The 21,372-nt window shown below is 48.7% G+C and carries 19 protein-coding genes; 14 read left to right on the top strand and 5 right to left on the bottom strand.

Features of this window, described 5'->3' with window-relative positions; all coding sequences use genetic code 11:
* The first annotated feature begins 131 nt into the window (after window positions 1–131).
* Both RS891_RS30575 and RS891_RS30570 read left to right on the top strand, forming a co-directional pair.
* Window positions 132–572, top strand: coding sequence for a MarR family winged helix-turn-helix transcriptional regulator (locus RS891_RS30575; protein ID WP_315796494.1), 441 nt, complete (start codon window positions 132–134; stop codon window positions 570–572).
* Window positions 573–717: 145 nt separating this feature from the next.
* Window positions 718–1,446: a class I SAM-dependent methyltransferase gene (locus RS891_RS30570; RefSeq protein WP_315794019.1), complete on the top strand. Its 729-nt coding sequence runs from the start codon at window positions 718–720 to the stop codon at window positions 1,444–1,446.
* 115 nt (window positions 1,447–1,561) lie between these two features.
* Here RS891_RS30570 and RS891_RS30565 read toward each other — a convergent pair whose 3' ends face one another.
* The gene (locus RS891_RS30565; RefSeq protein ID WP_315794018.1) at window positions 1,562–2,341 is read right to left on the bottom strand and encodes an ABC transporter ATP-binding protein; all 780 of its coding nucleotides are present in this window, start codon (window positions 2,339–2,341) and stop codon (window positions 1,562–1,564) included.
* Between the two features lie 85 nt (window positions 2,342–2,426).
* The gene (locus tag RS891_RS30560; RefSeq protein ID WP_113053167.1) at window positions 2,427–3,653 is read right to left on the bottom strand and encodes an MFS transporter; all 1,227 of its coding nucleotides are present in this window, start codon (window positions 3,651–3,653) and stop codon (window positions 2,427–2,429) included.
* Between the two features lie 118 nt (window positions 3,654–3,771).
* On the opposite strand from RS891_RS30560, the gene RS891_RS30555 reads away from it, so the two are divergent.
* The 9 genes from RS891_RS30555 to RS891_RS30515 all read left to right on the top strand — a co-directional run bounded on the left by RS891_RS30555 (window position 3,772) and on the right by RS891_RS30515 (window position 15,926).
* The gene (locus RS891_RS30555; protein ID WP_315794017.1) at window positions 3,772–4,665 is read left to right on the top strand and encodes a helix-turn-helix domain-containing protein; all 894 of its coding nucleotides are present in this window, start codon (window positions 3,772–3,774) and stop codon (window positions 4,663–4,665) included.
* Between the two features lie 474 nt (window positions 4,666–5,139).
* Window positions 5,140–6,057, top strand: a complete 918-nt coding sequence (locus tag RS891_RS30550; RefSeq protein ID WP_063565906.1) for an ABC transporter permease — start codon at window positions 5,140–5,142, stop codon at window positions 6,055–6,057.
* A 29-nt stretch (window positions 6,058–6,086) separates the two neighbouring features.
* Window positions 6,087–6,968: a carbohydrate ABC transporter permease gene (locus tag RS891_RS30545; RefSeq protein WP_315794016.1), complete on the top strand. Its 882-nt coding sequence runs from the start codon at window positions 6,087–6,089 to the stop codon at window positions 6,966–6,968.
* 55 nt (window positions 6,969–7,023) lie between these two features.
* The gene (locus tag RS891_RS30540; RefSeq protein WP_315794015.1) at window positions 7,024–8,619 is read left to right on the top strand and encodes an extracellular solute-binding protein; all 1,596 of its coding nucleotides are present in this window, start codon (window positions 7,024–7,026) and stop codon (window positions 8,617–8,619) included.
* A 32-nt stretch (window positions 8,620–8,651) separates the two neighbouring features.
* A complete protein-coding gene (locus tag RS891_RS30535) occupies window positions 8,652–9,635 on the top strand; it encodes a LacI family DNA-binding transcriptional regulator (protein ID WP_315794014.1) in 984 nt (327 codons plus the stop codon).
* 44 nt (window positions 9,636–9,679) lie between these two features.
* A complete protein-coding gene (locus tag RS891_RS30530) occupies window positions 9,680–10,792 on the top strand; it encodes a glycoside hydrolase family 88/105 protein (protein WP_315794013.1) in 1,113 nt (370 codons plus the stop codon).
* A complete protein-coding gene (locus RS891_RS30525; protein ID WP_315794012.1) occupies window positions 10,789–11,883 on the top strand; it encodes a pectinesterase family protein in 1,095 nt (364 codons plus the stop codon). The genes RS891_RS30530 and RS891_RS30525 overlap by 4 nt, the downstream gene beginning before the upstream one ends.
* A 371-nt stretch (window positions 11,884–12,254) precedes the next feature.
* On the top strand, window positions 12,255–13,826 hold the full coding sequence (locus tag RS891_RS30520) for a chitinase (protein ID WP_315794011.1): 1,572 nt from the start codon (window positions 12,255–12,257) through the stop codon (window positions 13,824–13,826).
* Window positions 13,827–15,926: a glycosyl hydrolase family 18 protein gene (locus tag RS891_RS30515; protein ID WP_113053159.1), complete on the top strand. Its 2,100-nt coding sequence runs from the start codon at window positions 13,827–13,829 to the stop codon at window positions 15,924–15,926. It abuts the gene before it with no gap.
* 251 nt (window positions 15,927–16,177) lie between these two features.
* Here RS891_RS30515 and RS891_RS30510 read toward each other — a convergent pair whose 3' ends face one another.
* Together RS891_RS30510 and RS891_RS30505 are read right to left on the bottom strand one after the other, a co-directional pair.
* Window positions 16,178–17,023 (bottom strand): aldo/keto reductase, encoded by an 846-nt coding sequence (locus tag RS891_RS30510; protein ID WP_315794010.1) that lies wholly within the window; start codon window positions 17,021–17,023, stop codon window positions 16,178–16,180.
* Window positions 17,024–17,223: 200 nt separating this feature from the next.
* Entirely contained in the window at window positions 17,224–18,423 is a 1,200-nt protein-coding gene (locus RS891_RS30505; protein WP_113053156.1) for an MFS transporter, read from the bottom strand.
* A 163-nt stretch (window positions 18,424–18,586) separates the two neighbouring features.
* Between RS891_RS30505 and RS891_RS30500 the strand changes: the two genes are divergently transcribed.
* The 3 genes from RS891_RS30500 to RS891_RS30490 all read left to right on the top strand — a co-directional run bounded on the left by RS891_RS30500 (window position 18,587) and on the right by RS891_RS30490 (window position 20,217).
* Complete coding sequence (locus RS891_RS30500) at window positions 18,587–18,982, top strand: winged helix-turn-helix transcriptional regulator (RefSeq protein ID WP_053782581.1); 396 nt, start codon at window positions 18,587–18,589, stop codon at window positions 18,980–18,982.
* Window positions 18,979–19,656 carry a TIGR00266 family protein gene (locus RS891_RS30495; RefSeq protein WP_315794009.1) on the top strand — a complete coding sequence of 226 codons (678 nt, stop codon included), beginning with the start codon at window positions 18,979–18,981 and terminating at the stop codon, window positions 19,654–19,656. Before RS891_RS30500 ends, RS891_RS30495 begins: the two co-directional genes overlap by 4 nt.
* 99 nt (window positions 19,657–19,755) lie before the next feature.
* On the top strand, window positions 19,756–20,217 hold the full coding sequence (locus tag RS891_RS30490) for a MarR family winged helix-turn-helix transcriptional regulator (protein WP_113053154.1): 462 nt from the start codon (window positions 19,756–19,758) through the stop codon (window positions 20,215–20,217).
* Window positions 20,218–20,312: 95 nt separating this feature from the next.
* On the opposite strand, the gene RS891_RS30485 is transcribed toward RS891_RS30490, so the two are convergent.
* Window positions 20,313–21,287: an aldo/keto reductase gene (locus RS891_RS30485; RefSeq protein ID WP_113053153.1), complete on the bottom strand. Its 975-nt coding sequence runs from the start codon at window positions 21,285–21,287 to the stop codon at window positions 20,313–20,315.
* Between the last annotated feature and the right edge of the window lie 85 nt (window positions 21,288–21,372).

The following is a 21,372-nucleotide window of genomic DNA, read 5'->3' as shown; positions in this document are numbered from 1 at the left end:
CCATGTGTTATCATGGTTAAGATTTAAACTCGTTTAATTCAGTTATATCATCAATTATGTTGCGAATGCAACAATTTTATAGAGGGGTGAATACATTGACTGAAAAAAAAGAAGTGTTGCGTGAAATCGGCATGATTGCCCGCTGTCTGGATTCAATCAGCAACGTTGAATTTCAACATTTAAACTTGTCTCGTGGACAGTATTTGTATCTTTATCGCATATGTGAGAATCCTGGTATTATCCCCAACCAGCTCGCTGAATTAATCAAAGTTGATCGTACCACTGCGGCTAGAGCCATTAGCAAACTGGAAGCGGATGGGTTTGTCGTCAAACAGTCGGCAATGGGTAATAAAAAGAATAAGCTGTTATATCCGACGGATGCTGGTCTGGAAGCTTGGGATTTTATTCGCAGGGAGGGTGTTCATTCGGACCAGGTAACGCTGGAGGGCTTAACGGAGAAAGAGATCGATATTGCGATTAAGCTTCTGCGCCGGATGCGTAACAACATTGAAGTGGATTGGAAATTCGTCAAAAAAGGTGGCCGCCGGCCTTATATGGATCAATCTGAATGAAACTTACTTCTAATGCGTAGGGCTGTTTGCTGGATTATTTCGGGTGACAGCCTTTTTGCTGTAGAAACCTATGCCGATTTTCTGTATAATCTTGCAGGCTGAATATTAGAGCTGAGCTTATTTACAGTAACGGAGGGGTTGCGCAATGAGCGAACGGGGATCGGATTTTTACGACGATGGGGCTAATTTCGAAAAGTATATGGAACGCCGGCAATGGCAGGAGAATGCCAATGATACGTTGGAGAAGCCAGTAATGCTGGAGCTACTCGGAGACGTTGAGGGCAAGAGCATATTAGATCTCGGCTGTGGGGATGCGAGGTTCGGAGCAGAACTGTTGGGTCCTGAACATCGTGGTGGCAGTTACACAGGAATTGAAGGCTCAGTGAATATGATTCAGGCTGCCAATGAATCGATAAAGGGTCAGAACGCCCAGATCGAGCAAGCGTATATGGAAGATTGGAGCTATCCTGCGGATACATATGATCTGGTCATATCCAGACTGGCGATTCATTATATTGAGGATGTGGACAGCCTGTTCCGCAAGGTATACCGCACGTTAAAAGAGAATGGCACATTCGTATTTTCGTTAGAACATCCTGTGATCACGTCGACGTTGCAGCCTTCGGGGGTCCGAACCAACTGGGTCGTCGATCGGTATTTTGTGGAGGGATTTCGGGAGCAGCAATGGCTTGGAGGTACGGTGAAAAAAATGCATCGCTCCATAGAATCCTACTATATGGCATTACAGCAAGCAGGATTTCAAGTTCAGCATCTAAGGGAATCGGCGCCTCAGCGTCAGTATTTTGTAAACGAGGAGACGTACCTGCGCAGACAGCGCATTCCGTTGTTTTTATTCCTCTCTGCCCGGAAATAATACACAGAAAACTGTGGATAATTCATCATATAGCCAAACAGCCCAAAAACCTGTCCACATGTGGATAAGATTTTGGGCTACTTTGACTGTTCCGACTGTGAATAGATATAGAAAATTATTTATCCGATGCTCTGACATAGACACGTTCTCCATGCCGATCCACATCCACTGGTGATTCAAAAAAGTTACTCAGTACATCTCTGTTCATCAACTCACTGGTCAATCCGCTATTCACGATCTCGCCCCGTCGGAGCAGCAGGCTGTGACTGAACACAGGCAATATTTCCTCCGTATGATGAGTCACGTAGATGAGCGAAGGTGTATCCGGTTTCTGCGTCAGCTCACTGATACTTTCCAGCAGCCGCTCTCTGGAGAACAGATCAAGTCCATTGCAGGGTTCGTCCAGAATGAGTACACGTGGGTTGGCCATCAGGGCCCGGGCAATGAGCAGCTTCTGCTTCTCCCCCTGAGAGCAGGTACGGTATTCGCGATCCCACAGATGCTGACAGCCGAGCGTATGCATCAATTCCCGTGCCTGATCCAGATCCTCGTCTGACAGTTTATCGTACAGTCCGATCGTGGCGTGTTTACCGCTGATCACGACATACTGGGTGCGGTCGGTGCCATACAATTTCTCCTGAAGGGAGGAGCTGACCCATCCAATCGACTTCCGCAGCTCTCGCAAATCCACATCCCCGTAACGGTGTCCGAGCACGGATATCGTACCTTCTGTGGGCCAGAGATATCCGGTGATCATGTTCAAGAGTGTGGTTTTACCGGAACCATTCAGGCCGAGCAATGCCCAATGTTCGCCTTCGTTTACACGCCAGCTGACATCGTTCAACAGGGTGATCGGTCCCCTGTTCCAAGTAACATGCTGTACATCAATGATCATGGGTTATTCCTTCCTTCTGTTTAGCCTCTGTCTTCATTATTCTGACCTTATTGTAGTCACAAAACGACGGACGTTTCAATGCATATTAGGCGTTTCTTGGGCGATCCCGGCGCAGGAATACGGCACATACCCCGAGCAGCGGCAAAAAAGAACATAGCTTGATGACGAATGAAATGCTGGTCACATCAATCAATGAACCGAGCACAACCGAGCCGAGTCCCGCCATGCCGAATGACAGGCCGAAGAACAATCCCGATACTGTCCCAATATGACGTGGCAGCAATTCCTGTGCGTAGACAATGATGACACTGAAGCCGGACATCAGAATCAAACCGATGATGCCGCACAGTACCATGGATAGAGCAGGTCCCGCATAAGGCAGCAGCAGTGAAAATGGTGCAGTACCCGCGATGGAGAACCAGATCATCGGTTTGCGTCCATAACGGTCAGCCAGTGGGCCGCCGAGCAAGGTTCCAACCATGCCCGCAAATTGCAGAACGAACAGGCAGATCTGGGCCTGCGAGAGAGGCAGATTATACGCATCCGCGTAATAAAAGGCATAGTATCCGGTCATACCGGCAATATACACGAATTTGGAAAACAGCAGCAGGATGAGGATTCCCATTGTAAAAGCGATAAACCCCCGACTTAAAGGCTGGGCAGCAGGCTGCGCAATGCCATTTGCCTGTACAGACTGTTGCTGACGGCTGCGATTATCCGCCAATTTGTCTCTATACCAACGGCTAACGGAAGACTGGATAATGATCCCGATTAGGGCAAAAGCCATGAGCCACAGAAAACTAAGCTGTCCATGCGGGAGCAGGATAAAGGCAACCAGCAATGGGGCGAGAGCCTGACCTGTGTTGCCACCTACCTGGAAGATGGACTGTGCCATTCCACGTCCTCGACCTGCCGCCAGATGGGCGACGCGTGAGGATTCAGGATGCAGGATGGACGAGCCTATACCGATCAATGCTGCGGAGACAAGCAGCATCCATAACTCGGAAGACAAGGCAAAGCCGAGAACACCGATCAGGGAGAATAACATGCCACCAGGCAGAAGGATCGGCATGGGCTTGCGATCAGACATATAACCGACCAACGGCTGAAGGACCGATGCGGTAATATTTAATGTGAAGGCAATCCAGCCCATCTGGGCGAAACTGAGCTGCATGGTCTGCTGGAACAGCGGAAAAGCAGACGGAACAACAGTCTGCATCGCATCATTCAGCAAATGGGCGAAGCTGACTCCGGCAAGCGCCCAATTGGCGGAATGATTGATTTGCATTTTGCTTACAGCGGCTTGTGCCACGGGAGATCACCTCGATTTATTTTTTTACCATGATAAAAGATACGGATAGATATTGTCTTTGTGAAAAGTGCTTGGAAAGTGAGCACGATTTGCTATAATGTCAGCAGGTGAGGAAACGATGGAATTAAACATGATGCTGAATGGATTGGAATTGTGGAAGGCTTCTGGCGGATTCGCCAATGAACCCCATGTGCATGATGACTGGTATCAGGTTACGTTGCCTGTCAGAGGACAATGCCATCTGGTGCAGGAACAGCAGACTTATCCACTGCAAGCAGGACTGGGAATTATTGCGCATCCCCGGATGGAGCACTTTTTCGAGATTGGTTCGGATTCGGCGGTTATTGTGATCAAGTTTCGTAATCCGCCTGTTGGCGGCTTGGCGGATTCAGGAAGGCAAGGGGCGCAGACCGAATTTCGGACCACACAAACCTTCGATCCTGCTGAAATTAGCAGACTATTTCGAGGCTGGAACGCCATTTTGCTGGACGATGCGCCTGAACCATTGCAGATACAGGAAACGGAGCTTGCGGTAGAGACATATCTTGGACGGATGCTGGCTGGTCCACCGATTGGAAGTAACCTTACGCTGGAAACGGCAGGAACAGGTGTAGCTGGGAGCGTGGGGGCCGGTCTGGTTTGCGGGCAGCTTTCGAATCTGCTTCAGCGATCAGGCAGCAACGGCGGTGCGTTCATCGACCCCCATCTGCGGCGCGTGTTGGAGTATATACACAGTGACTATACAAGTCCAATGGACATTGAATCGATGGCGGCGGTTGCGCACCAGAGCAGATATCACTTTATGCGTTCTTTCAAGGCACTGACAGGTTCAACGCCGTATCAGTACGTGCTGAATTTGCGTGTGGAGGAAGCCACCCGACGACTGCGCCATACAACAGATTCAGTGACCACCATCAGCTTTGGGCTGGGATTCTCCAATGTCAGTCAGTTCTACAGGGCGTTTCAGCGCGTGACGGGTGTAACACCGATGGAGTATCGAAACCAGATGTAGAATTCGAAGAGATTGAAGCTCCAGGTACACGTTTCAAAAATAGAACAATCCTGCGCTGCGCCAGAACGCTGGCGTAGGCAGGACAAGAACCGGGCAGAACGAAAGGGATACGTTCATTGCCCTTTTTTCGCGCCTTTTTTGCCCGCTAACATGTCTCCCAGATCGGTAAAAGCATGTAGATCTCTTCGCAAGCAAACACTGATTTTTGTTGTTGCCAAACCAGATGGTCTTTGCTAAGATGGGAAAAATAGTTTGTGTAAGCGTATACATTTAGGGATAAATTACAACGTTGTAATTATGGTTCTGTGTTTAAATCTACGTATTCAATCGTTTATTAACTGTCGTAATATCCCTTTTGTAAAGGTAGGTTATGGTTTTTTATATAAGGGGATGATCTGAATTAAGAATGATGGGGCATGTTTTTGTTTAAGAATTCAAACGTTGTAATTTTAATGTGAAGGGGAGTGCTATGAATTGAAAAATCGCATGTCCACGCTGTTCAGCCTGATCAAACGGGATAAATATTTGCTGCTGATGTTCTCACCCATTTTTCTGTATTACGTCATCTTCATGTATGTTCCCATGCCGGGCATGCTGCTGGCCTTCCGCAATTTCATGCCTGGGCAGGGAATGTTCAGCGGGGAATGGGTGGGGCTGAGGTGGTTTGATCAGTTCGTGAATTCCATCTACTTCTGGAGGCTGCTGCGCAATACGTTTTTGCTCGCATTCCTGCCGCTCCTGTTTGGCTTCTCCATCCCCATTCTGTTCGCCGTCTGTATTGTAGAGATCAAGAATCAGACTTTCAAGCGTTTCGCCCAGACCGTCACCTACCTTCCGCATTTCATCTCGACCGTCGTTGTCGCTGGCATGATTATTAACTTCTTATCACCCACGGACGGGATCGTGAACACCCTGATTGCCAAGCTCGGCATGGAGAAAGTGAACTTCATGATGGACGCCGGATGGTTCCGAACGATATTCACCAGCTCCGATATCTGGCAGAGCTTTGGCTTCAGCTCCATTATCTACATTGCAGCCATTATGGGCATTGACCCCGAAATGTACGATTCCGGCAAAATTGACGGCGTCAACAAATTCCAGGAGCTATGGCACCTGACGCTTCCCAGCATCAAACCAACGATTGTCATCCTGCTGCTCCTGTCGCTTGGCGGCATTATGAGTGTAGGCTTCGAGAAAGTATATCTGCTCTATAATGGCGCTACCTATGAGACTGCAGACGTGTTATCCACCTACGTGTACCGGATGGGGATTGAAGGGCAGAACTACGGATTTGCCACAGCCGTCGGCCTGTTCAACTCTATTATTACCTTTGTGCTTGTGTTCGCGGCTAATACGATGACCCGACGTCTGACCAAGATGTCACTCTGGTAAGACCACATCCCGACCCAAAGGAGACCTGTATGCAAAAATCAAGAAGTGACCGGTTATTCTATGGATTTGTCTACCTGCTGACCATATTGGCAGTCGTCGTTACGCTGTATCCTTTTCTGTACGTGATCAGCATTTCATTCAGTTCAGTTGATGCGATCGACAAACAAAAGGTTGCGTTGTGGCCGGTAGGATTCACCTTGTCCGGGTACCAGATGGTGCTGCAATACCGGGAGTTATGGCTGTCCTTCTATAACACCCTCTGGTACACCGTTATAGGTACTCTGATGAATATTGTAGCTACCTGCATCGCTGCATTTCCGTTATCCAGACAGCAATTTTTCCTGCGCAGAAAGCTGAACTTTTTCATCGCCTTCACCATGTATTTCTCGGGTGGACTCATTCCGGTCTACATGCTGATTACGTCACTGGGTCTATATAACACCCGCTGGGTGATGGTGCTTCCTGTGCTGGTCATTACGTTTAATGTCATGATTTGCCGCTCGGCCTTCGAGGGTATTCCAAATGAAATCTTCGAAAGTGCAAGCATAGACGGGGCCAATGAACTAACGATGCTGTATCGCCTGGCGATACCCATTATCAAGCCAACGCTTGCCGTGCTGACGTTATATTACGCCGTATTCCACTGGAACAACTTTTTCTCAGCCCTGCTATATCTGGGCAAACAGGATATGCAGCCCTTGCAAATGTTCCTGCGGAGGGTGCTGATCATGGCATCACCGGAGGTCATGCAAAAAATGGGTGGTACGATGACCACGGGCGCGCTTGCGGTATCCACTCTTCAGGTTCGGTATGTGTCGATTGTGGTCAGCATCCTGCCAATCGTTACGATTTACCCTTTTATCCAGCGGTACTTCGTCAAAGGGATTACCCTCGGAGCCGTGAAAGGATAGCCTTATTGATCACCATGCATCACCCAAGGTTGTTCATAACAAGGAGGAATAACGGATGATAATCAGAGGGGCAGGAAGAAAAAGTGTGCTCGCGGTGATTCTTGCTATCAGTCTCGCCGGATGCAGCAGCAGTACAGGAGCGGGGGGAGATAAGGGAAGTGTCCCACCGAGCTCGGAGCCAACGTTCAACTACACGGGAGCAGGTCCGGTAACCGACCAGAAAGATGCCAAGCTATCGATTCTCGGGACCAACGCATGGACGACCAACGTGGATCTCTCTACTGCCGAGATTGTGAAGAAAATTGAAAGTAATGCCGGGGTAACAGTCGATTGGGATCTCATTCCGCCGCAGAATTACGCGGATGCGGTGAATCCAAGGCTTGCGGCCGGAACGGGATTGCCGGATATCGTCTATCTGCCGGATCAGGATCAGCTCATGAAATACATTAACAGTGGTCTGTTTATTCCGCTGAATGATCTGGTGGAGAAGTATGGTGTGAATCTCAAAAAAATATACGACGAATCCCCATCCGTCAAAGCCAGTTTAACGACGCCAGATGGTAAAATGTATTATGTTCCGCAGCAAACGCTTACGAAAAACTACATGCCCTTGTTTATGGTGAATGAACGCTGGTTGAAGAAGCTGGGACTGAACGAACCAACGACACTGGATGAGTTCACAGCGATGCTGCGCAAATTCAAGACAGACGACCCGAACGGTAACGGCAAGGCGGATGAAATACCGTTGTCCATGGAATCCAAGTTTGTGCCGATGGCATTTGGCCCTGCTTTTGGCCTGGATCTGTCCAATCAGTTCTATGCGGATGACCAGGGTAAGGTGCATTTCAGCTATTATGAGCCTGCCTACAAGGAATATCTGTCGTACCTGAACGGGCTGTACAAAGAAGGCCTGCTCGGGGTTGACTATGCCAGTACCACAAGTGATCAGGTGACCTCTCGCATCTCGCAGGATGTAACCGGAGCCACGTTTAATTTTAGCTGGTACATGTCCATGGTCTACAGCCCGCTGTTCAAGGATTATGATCCGGCGGAGCCCATCTTCAAAGGCATTCTGCCATTGAAAGGACCGCATGGTGACCAGTTCTATATTGGACGTACACCGGTGAGCGGCATTTTTGGAATCTCCAAGGACAGCAAAAATCCGGAGCTCGCCTTCCGATTCCTGGATTACGCGGTGAGTGAAGAAGCGCAGACATATTATACGTGGGGTATCAAGGATGATACGTACACCGAAGAGAATGGCGTGAAGACGTTTACGGACAAAGGCAAGGATAACGACTACATTCAGAAGCTCGGCATTGGTCCCGTGAATCTGCCGAACATTCAGTCAACGGATTCTGCTGATTCGGTTGTGGCGGAATGGCATGCCAAGCTCGACAAGGAATTGGAGCCTTATATCCACGAGCCGTTCCCGTTTGTATACGCTCTGCCGGATGAGGCGAGTGTCGAGAGCATGTCCATGCCGGATATTACAACGTATGTGGAAGAGATGAACTTCAAATTTATAAGCGGAGATGCCAGTCTGGATCAGTTTGACAGTTATATTGAGACTTTGAAAAAAATGAACATTGAGCAGGTTATTGCCGGCAGACAGGCGCAATATGACCGGTATAAGGCTGCACAGCAATAAGTTTCCCAAGGGTTGAGAGGTGTTGATTGATTTTGATAACCATTAAGGACATTGCCAAACTGGCGGGAGTGAGCTACAGCACGGTATCCAAGGCGCTCAACGGTGATCCCCGCATCAAACCGGCGACGCGGCAGAAGGTGCTCGCAGTTGCGGAGAAGCATCAATATCGAAAAAACATTATGGCTCAGCAGCTTTCCACCGGCAGAAGCAACATTATCGGCTTTGTTCTTGATGAACTGAGCAATCCATTGTTCTCGAATATTTCGGGCAATCTGCACGCGGAGCTGAAGAAGCGGGGATATCAGATGATTTTGGTCGTCGCGGATGATGGGCTGGATGTCTTCAGCCAGCTTCGCGTGGATGGATGTATCCTGTGGGATTATGCGCTGGACAATCGAGATGCCTTCTGGAAAAAGTTCGCGACACTCAACATGCCATGTTTTGTGCTTGGTACAGATGAGGCTCCGAACTCCCCATACATCAAGATTGACCGGAAAGAGGGCATATATAAAGCGGTTGAGCACCTGAAGTCACTGGGACATCGCCGAATTGGTTTCATTGGAAACTCCCAAAATATCAAGCTTGAAGGATATCGGGAAGCTTTGCAGCGCACAGGCCTTGATTTTGATCAACGCCATGTGCTGCCTGCATATTCCTCCTGGGAGGACGGATATTTTGCTATTCGGAATTATACGTTTGAACCCGACTCACCAACGGCGTTTATTGGTTTAAACAACCTGGTAACTCGAGGTGCATTGCGGGCTTTGCTGGAAGCAGGCTACAGTGTGCCGAATGATATTTCGTTAATCGGTTATGATGATCTGCCGGATATGCAGTATGCCGAGGTGGCGCTAACAACCATTGGCCCACCGCTGGATGAACTGGCAGCACAGGCAGCAGAGTTGATCGTATCGCTGATCCGTGATGAGCAGGTGGATTATCCGGTGATTATCCAACCGAAGCTGAATCATCGCAATTCGACAGCGATTTGTCGGCAGCGGGTGTCTGAGCATTAATGATAGGCTGAGTACAACATTCAAGGTCCAGGGAGGGTTCTTTTATGCAGGTACAGACGCAGTTATCTTGGTCGGAGCGAATAGCAGAAATGATTTTCCGGCAATGCGATGGAGAGGGCTATCATGTGTTTCCTTCGGAACGTTGGGCATATGTTCAGGGGATGACGTTAATGGCAATGTCACGCACTGGCAAGCAATACGGCAAGGACGAGTATGTTTCTTTTATGAAAAGACATATGGATCTGTATGTTCAGGAGGATGGTTCCATCGGAACGTATTCCCTGGAAGAGTACAACCTGGATCAGATCAATCAGGGCAAGAACCTGTTCGAACTGTTGGATACCACAGGGGATCAACGATACGCTGAGGCCGCTCATTTGCTCGCAGCCCAGCTCGCAGGACAACCCCGAACGTCGGAGGGCGGATTTTGGCACAAAAAAATCTATCCGTTTCAGATGTGGCTGGATGGATTGTATATGTCGTCGCCATTTCTGGCGCAATATGCTAAGACGTTCGATCGACCTGATCTGTGGGATGAAGTAGCTCATCAGATTTTGTTAATTGAACGCAAGACACGTGATCCGCGCACAGGTCTGCTCTATCATGGCTGGGATGAATCGAAGGAGCAGATCTGGGCCGACTCCGTAACTGGATGTTCCGCACACTTCTGGAGCCGGGCGATGGGATGGTATGTGATGGCGATCGTAGATAGTCTGGAGTACTTCCCGATCCATCATCCGAAACGGGGCACAATCATTGGCATCTTCGAGCGCATGTGTAATGCCTTGGTACGTGTACAGGAGCAGAAGAGCGGGCTCTGGTTCCAGGTGCTGGATCAGGGGTTCCGCAAGGGCAATTATCTGGAAGCTTCCGGTTCAAGCATGTTTGTGTATGCCTTGGCGAAGGGCGTTCGCTTGCGTTATCTTGAGCCGCATTTCAGACAGGCCGCAGAGAAGGGATGGCATGGACTGACGGCCCGTTTGATGGAAGAAACGGAGGAAGGCGTGAAGCTGAACGCGATTTGTCACGGGGCAGGACTCAGTCTGGATCGGGATGGTTCATACAGTTATTATGTCGGCGAGCAGATTGTGAGTGACTCGTTCATGGGTATGGCACCGCTCCTGCTGGCCGCGCTGGAAATGGAGCGATTGCCATGAACAAACCTCTGTCACACGGGTCAGATCTGGATCTTGATCTGTTCAGGAATGGTTACCTGGTTGCTCTAGATGGAAGCGGCGATTTCCCCTCTATTCAGGCTGCTCTCGATGCGATCCCGGCCGACTGTACTGAAAAGTATACGATTCGCATCAAGCCAGGCACCTATGTTGAAAAACTGCATATCGAGAAATCGATGGTCCACCTCGTCGGTGCGGGAGCCGATCAGACCATCATCACGTATGATGATTATGCGCTCAAGAAGTTCCCGAACGGGGAGTTGTATCATACCTTTCATTCGTACACGGCCTTTATTGGTGCAGATGATTTCACCGCTGAAGGACTTTCCTTCATCAACTCGGCTGGACCTGGTCGTGAGGTCGGTCAGGCATTGGCCGTTTACGTGGATGGGGATCGGGCAGCCTTCCGGCATTGCCGATTTATAGGTCACCAGGACACGATCTTTACCGGACCGCTGCCCGAGCAGCCGATGGACCGGAGTTTCTTCGGGGGGCCGCGTGATGGTGCAGAGCGGCGAAAGCTGCGCCAATATTATGAGGACTGTTACATTGAGGGCGATGTGGATTTTATTTTTGGCTCAGCTACTGCGGTGTTCCAGGGCTGTGAGATCTTTGCGAAGAATCGCTTGAGCGATACTGCTGCTGCTGAGGGAGAAGTGAATGGTTGGATAACGGCTGCTTCCACACCAGAGGATGCACGATATGGCTATGTGTTTATCGATTGTGACCTAACCAGCAACGCTCCCGCTCAGTCTGTATATCTAGGCAGACCGTGGCGTAATCATGCCAAAGTCTGCTTCCTGAACTGCTGGATGGGGGTGCATGTGAAGCAGGAGGGCTGGCATAATTGGAACAAGACCGATGCGGAAGCAACAGTTGTGTATGCCGAATATAACAGTGCCGGACCTGGGGCTGGAAGTGTGATGGGGAGAGTTCCGTGGGCAAAAATACTCAGTGAGCAGGAAGCGGCTGAATATGCTGTACCTATTATTTTATCTGGTGAGGATGGGTGGGAACCTTTTGAAGGTATGCTGTCATTTGAACTAGCCTCCTCGGAGTTGAAACAAACTTAGTAATACATCCGTTAATTTATAAAATGAAAATAAAAAAAGGCTGTCTATCAAGTCTCTTAATGACCTGATAGACGGCCTTTTTGCGCGGTATATTACATTTTTCGCCCCCTATAGAAATAATTTATCCCTTATCTCAATTGCATTTTACTGATTAAATACAGGGTGAGGATCTGTAAATTCCCTGTAAAATTTGGATGATGTCTGCAGAAAAAGAAAACGAGAGGGAAGGTCCATTTTGATAAGGGAAGGGAGTGAAGCGACGCTCATCGTCAGACGGCTTTATAAGCTCTAAGATCGCGGATCACATGTAAGTGCACCAGTGAAGCGTTGTTTGCAAGGTGAAAATAATCTGAATACAGGAGGGATTTTGCTTGAATCAAGCTGTTCGATTCCGCCCGGTCATTACATTCGTTTTGGCATTTCTTCTGATTATTACGTGGTTTGTACCAAGAGCAGACGCCGCTGCCCAGTGGCAGGCAGGCACCGCATACAAAAAAGGGGATCTAGTAACCTATTTAAATAAAGATTATGAATGTATTCAGCCCCATACGGCTTTGACCGGATGGGAGCCCTCAAATGTGCCTGCATTGTGGAAATACGTGGGGGAAGGTACTGGAGGGGGGACTCCGACTCCAGATACGACACCACCATCTGTTCCTGCAGGTTTAACCTCATCCTTCGTCACGGAGACATCGATCAATCTTACCTGGAACGCATCCACAGATAATGTGGGCGTAACCGGATATGAAGTGTACCGGAACGGTACTCTCGCGGCGAACACTTCAACAACTACGGCTGTAGTAACAGGACTGTCAGCTGGCACCACATATGTTTTTACTGTCAAAGCAAAAGATGCGGCAGGCAATCTGTCCGCAGCAAGCGCCTCTCTCAGCGTTACCACTTCCACCGGATCTTCGAATCCTGGGCCTAGCGGCAGCAAATGGCTGATCGGCTACTGGCACAACTTCGATAATGGCTCTACCAACATTAAACTGCGCAACGTTTCAACAGCCTATGATGTTATTAATGTCTCCTTTGCCGAGCCGATTTCACCCGGCAGCGGAACGCTCGCTTTTACTCCGTATAACGCTACGGTAGAAGAGTTCAAGTCGGACATTGCATACCTTCAAAGCCAAGGGAAGAAGGTACTGATTTCCATGGGAGGAGCCAATGGCACGATTGAGCTCACGGATGCAACCAAGAGACAACAGTTCGAGGATTCCCTAAAATCCATCATTTCGACTTACGGATTCAATGGCCTCGACATCGATCTTGAAGGAAGCTCCCTGTCTTTAAATGCAGGCGATACCGACTTCCGCAGTCCAACGACTCCGAAGATCGTTAACCTGATTAACGGCGTGAAAGCGCTTAAATCGCACTTTGGCGCCAATTTTATCCTGACGGCTGCGCCGGAAACGGCTTATGTACAGGGCGGATATCTGAACTATGGTGGTCCTTGGGGGGCGTATCTTCCAGTGATTCATGCCTTGCGCAATGATCTGACCTTGCTGCATGTGCAGCACTATAACACCGGTTCGATGGTGGGGCTGGATGGACGATCTTACGCTCAAGGAACAGCCGATTTCCATGTCGCCATGGCTGAAATGCTGCTTCAAGGTTTTAACGTAGGCGGAAGCTCGGGTCCATTCTTTAGCCCTCTGCGACCGGACCAGATTGCGATTGGTGTACCGGCTTCCCAGCAGGCGGCTGGAGGTGGCTATACAGCGCCAGCCGAGCTGCAGAAGGCATTGAACTATCTGATCAAAGGAGTATCATACGGCGGTTCCTATACCTTGCGCCAGCCTGCGGGCTATGCCGGTCTCAGAGGCATTATGACCTGGTCAATCAACTGGGACGCGTATACGAATAACCAGTTCTCGAACGCACATCGTCCATTCCTGAATGGACTTAGCACGCAAAAGACAGAGGAGGTTGTGTATTAAATGATAAATTTAAATAAACGCACTGCTTTTAAGAAGACTGCAAAGTTTTTCCTTGGTCTGTCCCTGCTCTTATCCGTCATCGTTCCTTCCTTTGCGCTCCAACCTGCTACGGCCGAAGCGGCAGATTCTTATAAAATTGTTGGGTACTACCCGTCCTGGGCTGCGTACGGGAGAAACTATAATGTAGCCGATATCGACCCGACCAAAGTGACACATATCAACTATGCTTTTGCAGATATTTGCTGGAACGGCATTCATGGAAATCCGGATCCTTCGGGCCCCAATCCTGTAACCTGGACCTGTCAGAATGAAAAAAGCCAAACGATCAATGTACCGAACGGAACAATCGTGCTCGGCGATCCATGGATCGATACGGGCAAGACATTTGCAGGGGATACGTGGGATCAACCCATTGCAGGCAATATCAATCAGCTGAACAAGCTGAAACAAACCAATCCTAACCTGAAGACTATTATCTCCGTTGGAGGATGGACGTGGTCCAACCGCTTCTCCGATGTAGCCGCGACTGCTGCAACTCGAGAGGTCTTTGCAAACTCTGCTGTCGATTTCCTGCGAAAGTATAATTTTGACGGGGTAGATCTGGACTGGGAGTACCCGGTATCAGGCGGACTCGATGGTAACAGCAAACGTCCTGAAGATAAGCAAAACTACACATTGCTCCTGAGCAAAATTCGTGAAAAATTGGATGCAGCGGGAGCTGTGGACGGCAAGAAGTATCTGCTTACGATTGCAAGCGGTGCGTCTGCGACCTATGCAGCCAATACGGAGCTTGCAAAAATTGCTGCCATCGTGGACTGGATTAACATTATGACATACGATTTTAACGGCGCATGGCAAAAGATCAGCGCACATAATGCGCCATTGAACTATGATCCTGCGGCTTCAGCTGCTGGCGTGCCAGATGCCAATACATTTAATGTCGCAGCCGGAGCACAAGGGCATCTGGATGCAGGCGTACCGGCCGCTAAACTCGTGCTTGGTGTTCCATTCTACGGTCGTGGCTGGGATGGATGCGCACAGGCAGGCAACGGACAGTATCAGACGTGTTCAGGTGGTTCTTCCGTTGGAACATGGGAAGCAGGCTCCTTCGACTTCTATGATTTAGAGGCCAATTACATCAACAAAAACGGATACACGCGTTACTGGAATGACACGGCTAAAGTGCCATATCTCTATAATGCGTCCAACAAGCGCTTTATCAGTTATGACGATGCGGAGTCCGTTGGTTACAAAACGGCTTATATCAAGAGCAAAGGGCTCGGCGGAGCGATGTTCTGGGAGCTCAGCGGTGACCGTAACAAAACACTTCAAAACAAACTGAAAGCCGATCTGCCTACCGGGGGTACAGTGCCTCCAGTAGATACGACGGCACCAAGCGTACCCGGGAATGCCCGCTCGACAGGCGTGACAGCAAACTCGGTGACACTGGCCTGGAACGCATCAACGGATAATGTAGGCGTTACCGGTTATAACGTCTATAATGGCGCTAATCTTGCGACATCCGTCACCGGAACGACTGCAACAATTAGTGGACTTACAGCGGGGACTTCATATACCTTCACGGTAAAAGCAAAAGATGCGGCAGGTAATCTGTCTGCAGCCAGTAATGCTGTAACCGTAAGCACAACGGCTCAGCCGGGAGGCGATACGCAAGCGCCAACTGCACCAACGAACCTTGCATCGACTGCTCAAACCACATCCAGCATAACGCTGAGCTGGACGGCATCCACTGACAATGTGGGTGTAACGGCTTATGATGTGTACAACGGAACATCACTGGCAACAACGGTAACCGGTACGACGGCAACAATCAGCGGGCTTACGGCGGATACCTCGTATACATTTACGATAAAAGCAAAGGATGCGGCAGGCAACGTGTCTGCAGCGAGCAACGCGGTAAGTGTGAAGACAGCCGCCGAAACGACGAATCCTGGTGTATCCGCATGGCAGGTCAACACAGCTTATACTGCGGGACAACTGGTCACATATAGCGGCAAGACGTATAAATGTTTGCAGCCCCATACCTCCTTGGCAGGGTGGGAACCATCCAACGTTCCTGCCTTGTGGCAGCTTCAATAGTTAAAAATTTAATTACAACATTTTTAATTGAAGCGTGCAGTGTTGGCGAGATTAGTTTAGTGGAAAGAGAATATGACACATGGATTTTTTCTCGGCGCTAAAACAGAAGAAAATAAGAAAAGGGAAGACCAAAAACCACCGGATCTTGATCCGGCGGTTTTTGGCAATTGCATGTTAAAGCAGGCTCCAAAAAGGATTTGCCCTTCTAAATTTCATCTGGAAATTTACACCTACATAATTTCAATCTTCAATTAGAAATCAAAGTTGTCAGGATCAGGTCCAACGCGAACATCTTCGTTCAGAGCCCTAATACGCTCCATCTCATCATTGGACAATTCAAAGTCGAAGATGGAAGAGTTCTCGACGATACGTTTTTCCTTCGTAGACTTCGGAATGGTGATGACACCGTTCTGCAAGTCCCAGCGCAGGATGACTTGTGCTACCGATTTACCTTTCGCAGTGGCAATCTCGGTCAGAACCGGATTATCCAGAAGTTGACCCTGCATCAACGGGGACCAAGCCTCCAATTGAATTCCGTTTTTCTCACAGAATGCTTTGAGCGGAGCTTGAGTCAGACGAGGGTGGTACTCCACCTGATTAATTGCTGGCCTCACTTCAGCATCCTGCAACAGATCTTCAAGGTGATGAATCTGGAAGTTGCTGACGCCAATGGCTTTAATTCGACCTGCTTTGTACAGCTCCTCCATCGCTTTCCATGCGCCTTTATATTTGCCTGCTTTTGGCCAGTGAATCAGATACAGGTCCAGATATTCCAGTCCCAGTTTGTTCAGCGTGACATCAAAAGCAGCAAGAGTTTCCTCGTATCCGAGGTCTGCATTCCACACTTTGGACGTAATGAACAGTTCTTCACGTTTCAGATTATTCTCTTTCAATGCCTCGGCAATGGCTTGTCCTACACCGGATTCGTTGCCATAAATAGCGGCTGTATCAATGCTGCGGTAACCGTGAGCAATCGCTTGTTTGACGGCCTCGATTAATTCAGATCCTTCTTCTACCTGAAATACACCAAGTCCGAACCAAGGCATATGAACGCCGTTATTTAAAGCTACTGTAGATTGTAAATGTTGTGCTGTCATGTGAAGTCCTCCTCATATTATGAATCAAAATGGTAGTAACGATGTGAAACGATAACTCCTGATATCCTTCATTAAGTCATAGTAGATTAAATTCGAATTAACGTATTATACTAGATTAAAATAAAGGGCGAAACCGGTTCCGAGTTGTAACTTTAACGCTGGAAAGACGCATGTTTTGGCTGATTTCTGACGGTCCTGTCTTACATCTCAGAAGGAGAATAGGGATCTTTACGATCAAGCACTCTTGCCCAGCCAGTCAGAAGAACAGCGGCAAGAACCATAATTGCACCAACCCATGTGGTATGAATTAGACCGATGGAGTCCGTGATTACACCGCCCAAATATGCCCCGATTGCGATACCTGCGTTAAAGGCTGCGATGTTGAAGGCGGAGGCGACGTCTTTGGCTTGTGGAGCATATCGTTCTGCGAGTGTTACGACGTACATCTGAAGCCCTGGCACATTCATGAAGGCAAGCAGACCCATGCCGAGTATGGTGAGTAATGCTGCCAGCTTAAATGGAACGGTGAAATACAGTATGCCCAGAATGACGGTCTGAATGATAAACATATAGAAGAGTGCTCGGAGTGGATTGCGGTTGGCGGCTTTCCCTCCAATAATATTACCGATAGCAATGGCGATTCCGTACAGCAGCAGAATTCCCGCGACCGTTTTCTCGGAATATCCGCTGATATCATGCAATAGTGGGGACAGGTAAGTGAATACCACAAACGTTCCCCCATATCCCACAGCGGTAATGGCAAAAGCCAGCAGCAACCGTCCGCCTGTCACCAGCTTCAGTTGTTCTCGGAATGCAGTTCGCGTTCCACGTTGCAACGTGGATGGGACGAGAAGCATGTTGCCAATGAAGGCCACAACACCTACGACAACGATAAGAATGAAAGCTGCGCGCCAGCCCCAGTTTTGACCGATGAGTGTACCCAGCGGTACACCGGTTACGGTAGCAATGGTCAAGCCAGAGAACATGATGGCAATGGCGCTCGCCCGGCGGTTTGCAGGAACCAGGTCTGCCGCAATGGTGGAACCAATGGACATGAATACGCCGTGTGCCAGAGCGGAGACAATTCGAGCAATGAGCAGCATGGTAATTCCACTCGAGAGCGCCGCCATGGTGTTACCAGCGATAAAAACAACCATAATGGCAAGCAGCAGCGTCTTGCGTGACACCGTTGACGTTAATGAGGTCAGAATTGGTGCCCCGAAGGTTACGCCTAATGCATATAAAGTAACGGTCAGTCCCGCTGTCGTTACGGAAATGCCCAGGTCATCTGCAATAAGGGGCAGCAGTCCAACGCTGATAAATTCAGTGGTGCCGATGGCAAACGCACTGATTGCCAGCGCCAGCAGTGCCCAGGTACTGCGTTTTGAATCTTGTAGCATGTCTTATTCAACTCCCCAGAATGTAGATTTGCGTACCGGCAAATGCTATTATGAGTTATTCGACATAAAATGAATAGTACGTACTTTTTAGTACCCTACGTACTTTTTAGTGCCTATATAGCAATTGCTTTTCGAAAAAAGAATTCCAGGGAGGACATGCAGCATGATCAGAAAGAAGTATAATATTTCAGTTGAAGCGACGCTTGAGGTCATTGGCGGCAAGTGGAAGTGCGTCATTCTCTGCCATCTGACACATGGGAAGAAACGGACCAGTGATCTTAAGCGTATTATGCCCGCAATTACGCAGAAAATGTTAACGCAGCAGCTGAGAGAGCTTGAAGATGACGGGATCGTGAACCGCATTGTGTACAATCAGGTACCTCCCAAGGTGGAGTATGAACTGAGTGACTATGGGCGAAGTTTGGAACCGATTCTGAATGCGCTATGTAACTGGGGAGATCAACATATTATTAAGGAATACGGAGACAAATCTTCCGTGTTGGAGGATAATGGGTTAAATGATTTTAACACGGACAACAAGGAGCTGATGAAGCCATGAACTATGAAATTCTATATGATGGTGCATTTGCTATGCTTAAAGTGCAATTGCAACGGGGAGAACGGTTCAAGGCAGAAAGCGGGGCCATGGTATCCATGACACCAACTGTTGACTTGAAGGGATCGGCTGAAGGCGGTATGTTTGCCGGATTCGGACGGATGATCAGTGGCGAGAAATTCTTTTTTCAGGAATTAACGGCTACAGGCGGATCTGCGGAAATTCTGTTGTCACCCTCCAGCATGGGGGATGTGGAGGCGATTGAACTGGATGGTTCCTATTCACTCTACGTACAGAAAGATGGATTTCTGGCCGGAACCGAAGGCATCCAGGTGAATACCAAAATGCAAAACTTGAAGAAAGGTCTCTTCTCGGGAGAGGGTTTCTTTATTATAGAGATCAGTGGGCAAGGAACCGTGTTCCTATCATCCTATGGTGCAATCCATGCGATCAATCTGGCTGCGGGTGAAGAAGTAATCGTAGATAATGCCCATTTGGTGGCATGGCCCAATTATATGGATTATCGTATTGAGAAAGCATCACAAGGCTGGTTATCCAGCGTGACCAGTGGAGAAGGGCTAGTATGCCGATTTCGGGGTGAAGGGACAGTCCTGATTCAGAGTCGTAATCCGCATGGATTTGGCCAATGGGTCAAGCAATTTATTCCTTCGCGTTAATGTTTTCCGCTGAAAATGTACTACGTTGAAACACATGCGTTCCGACAAACGTTATAAGAAAAGATGAAGCTCAAGGTGTAATGATGGAGGTATATTGAGATGGAAAGCTCACGATATAAAAATGCTCAGGAAAGTCCGGGTTATCTGCTATGGCAGGTTACTACGATGTGGCAAAAGGAAATACGCAGGGTGCTCGAGCCTTTGGAATTAACACAACCCCAATTTGTATTATTACATGCCTGTGTGTGGCTCAATGAACGCGACAACGAGGGTAAAGGAGTAACTCAGGTCCAGCTTGCGCAATTTGCCAATGTGGATGTTAACGTTACTTCTCAAGTTCTCCGTGCTCTTGAAAAGAGAGAGTTGATAACTCGCAAGCGTCATCTTACCGATACCCGTGCGAATATTATTACAACAACGCCGGAAGGAACCCGCTTGGCGCTTGAAGGTATTCATCTTGTTGAAGCTGCGGACAAGGTGTTCTTTGATGTGTTAAGTGACCGTAAGGACGAATACATGGAAATCATGCAGGAATTTATTCGATATAAAACAGATGTTTAATGCATAGAAAGAATTTTTCTATGGTTTATTAGACTACAATGTGTAGTGGATTTGTACCTCCCGGGCTTTTTAGCCGGGAGGTTTTTTGTGTTGATTCAATCAATCCGATAAGTCGCAAATGGCTTACCATAGCGGAAAGAGTCGCTGAGTTGGTCGAGCTCGGAAATCATATCATTGGTTAGTTTCATGTCCACGCTAGCCAGATTATGCTCCAGCTGTTCGGTGCTCGTTGCACCAACGATAACCGTCGAAACAGCAGGGCGTGCCAACAGCCAGGCGAGCGACAGGACACTTGGGGAGCAGCCATACGCCGATGCCTTTTCACTGACTTGCTCACCTAATTTAATATTATGTTCCAACAAGAAACGATTGAAGGCCGGATCAGTATCCGCTCTGGAACCGGAAGGCACGCCAGCTTCGCCATTGTATTTACCTGTTAGAATGCCGCCAGCCAGCGGGAAATATGGAATGATGCCGACGCCTTGATCAAGGCACAGCGGTACAAGTTCAAGCTCAGGTGTGCGATCAGCCAGCGAGTAGCTGGTTTGGGTCGAGATATAACGTACATATCCTTTTAGCTCGCTGGTACCCAGAGCTTTCATCAGCTCCCAGGCTACATAGTTGGAAGCTCCGATATAGCGGACTTTGCCGGAAGTGACCATATCGTCCAATGTGCGCAGTGTCTCATCCAGTGGTGTGTGCGGATCAAAGGTATGGATCTGATACAGATCCACATAGTCCGTTTGCAGACGCCGCAGGCTATGTTCAAGCTCTTGCTGCAAATGATAGCGGGATGAACCGCGCCCATTGGGACCCTCGTGCCGGGGGAGACCGGCTTTGGTAGCAAGCACAGCGTTTTCACGTCTGCCTGCCAGGGCTTGTCCGATAATCCGCTCCGATTCCGTTCCGGCGTAGATGTTGGCGGTATCGATAAAATTGATTCCTTGATCCAGTGCCGCATGAATAATGCGGATAGAAGTTGGGTCATCCGCCCGTTTACCAAAGGCATTGGTGCCCAGTCCAAGTGAGGAAACGCGCAGACCGCTATTCCCCAAACGTCGATATTCCATCGTTCATCGCTCCTTCTGTGTCATTTCTTGTATAGCAGATTATAACGTAATCTATTGAAAACGTGTTATTAATATAGTTAAATGA

The organism is Paenibacillus sp. BIC5C1 (genome assembly GCF_032399705.1).
Lineage (GTDB): Bacteria > Bacillota > Bacilli > Paenibacillales > Paenibacillaceae > Paenibacillus > Paenibacillus taichungensis_A.
This window is presented reverse-complemented; position numbering and strand designations above follow the sequence as displayed.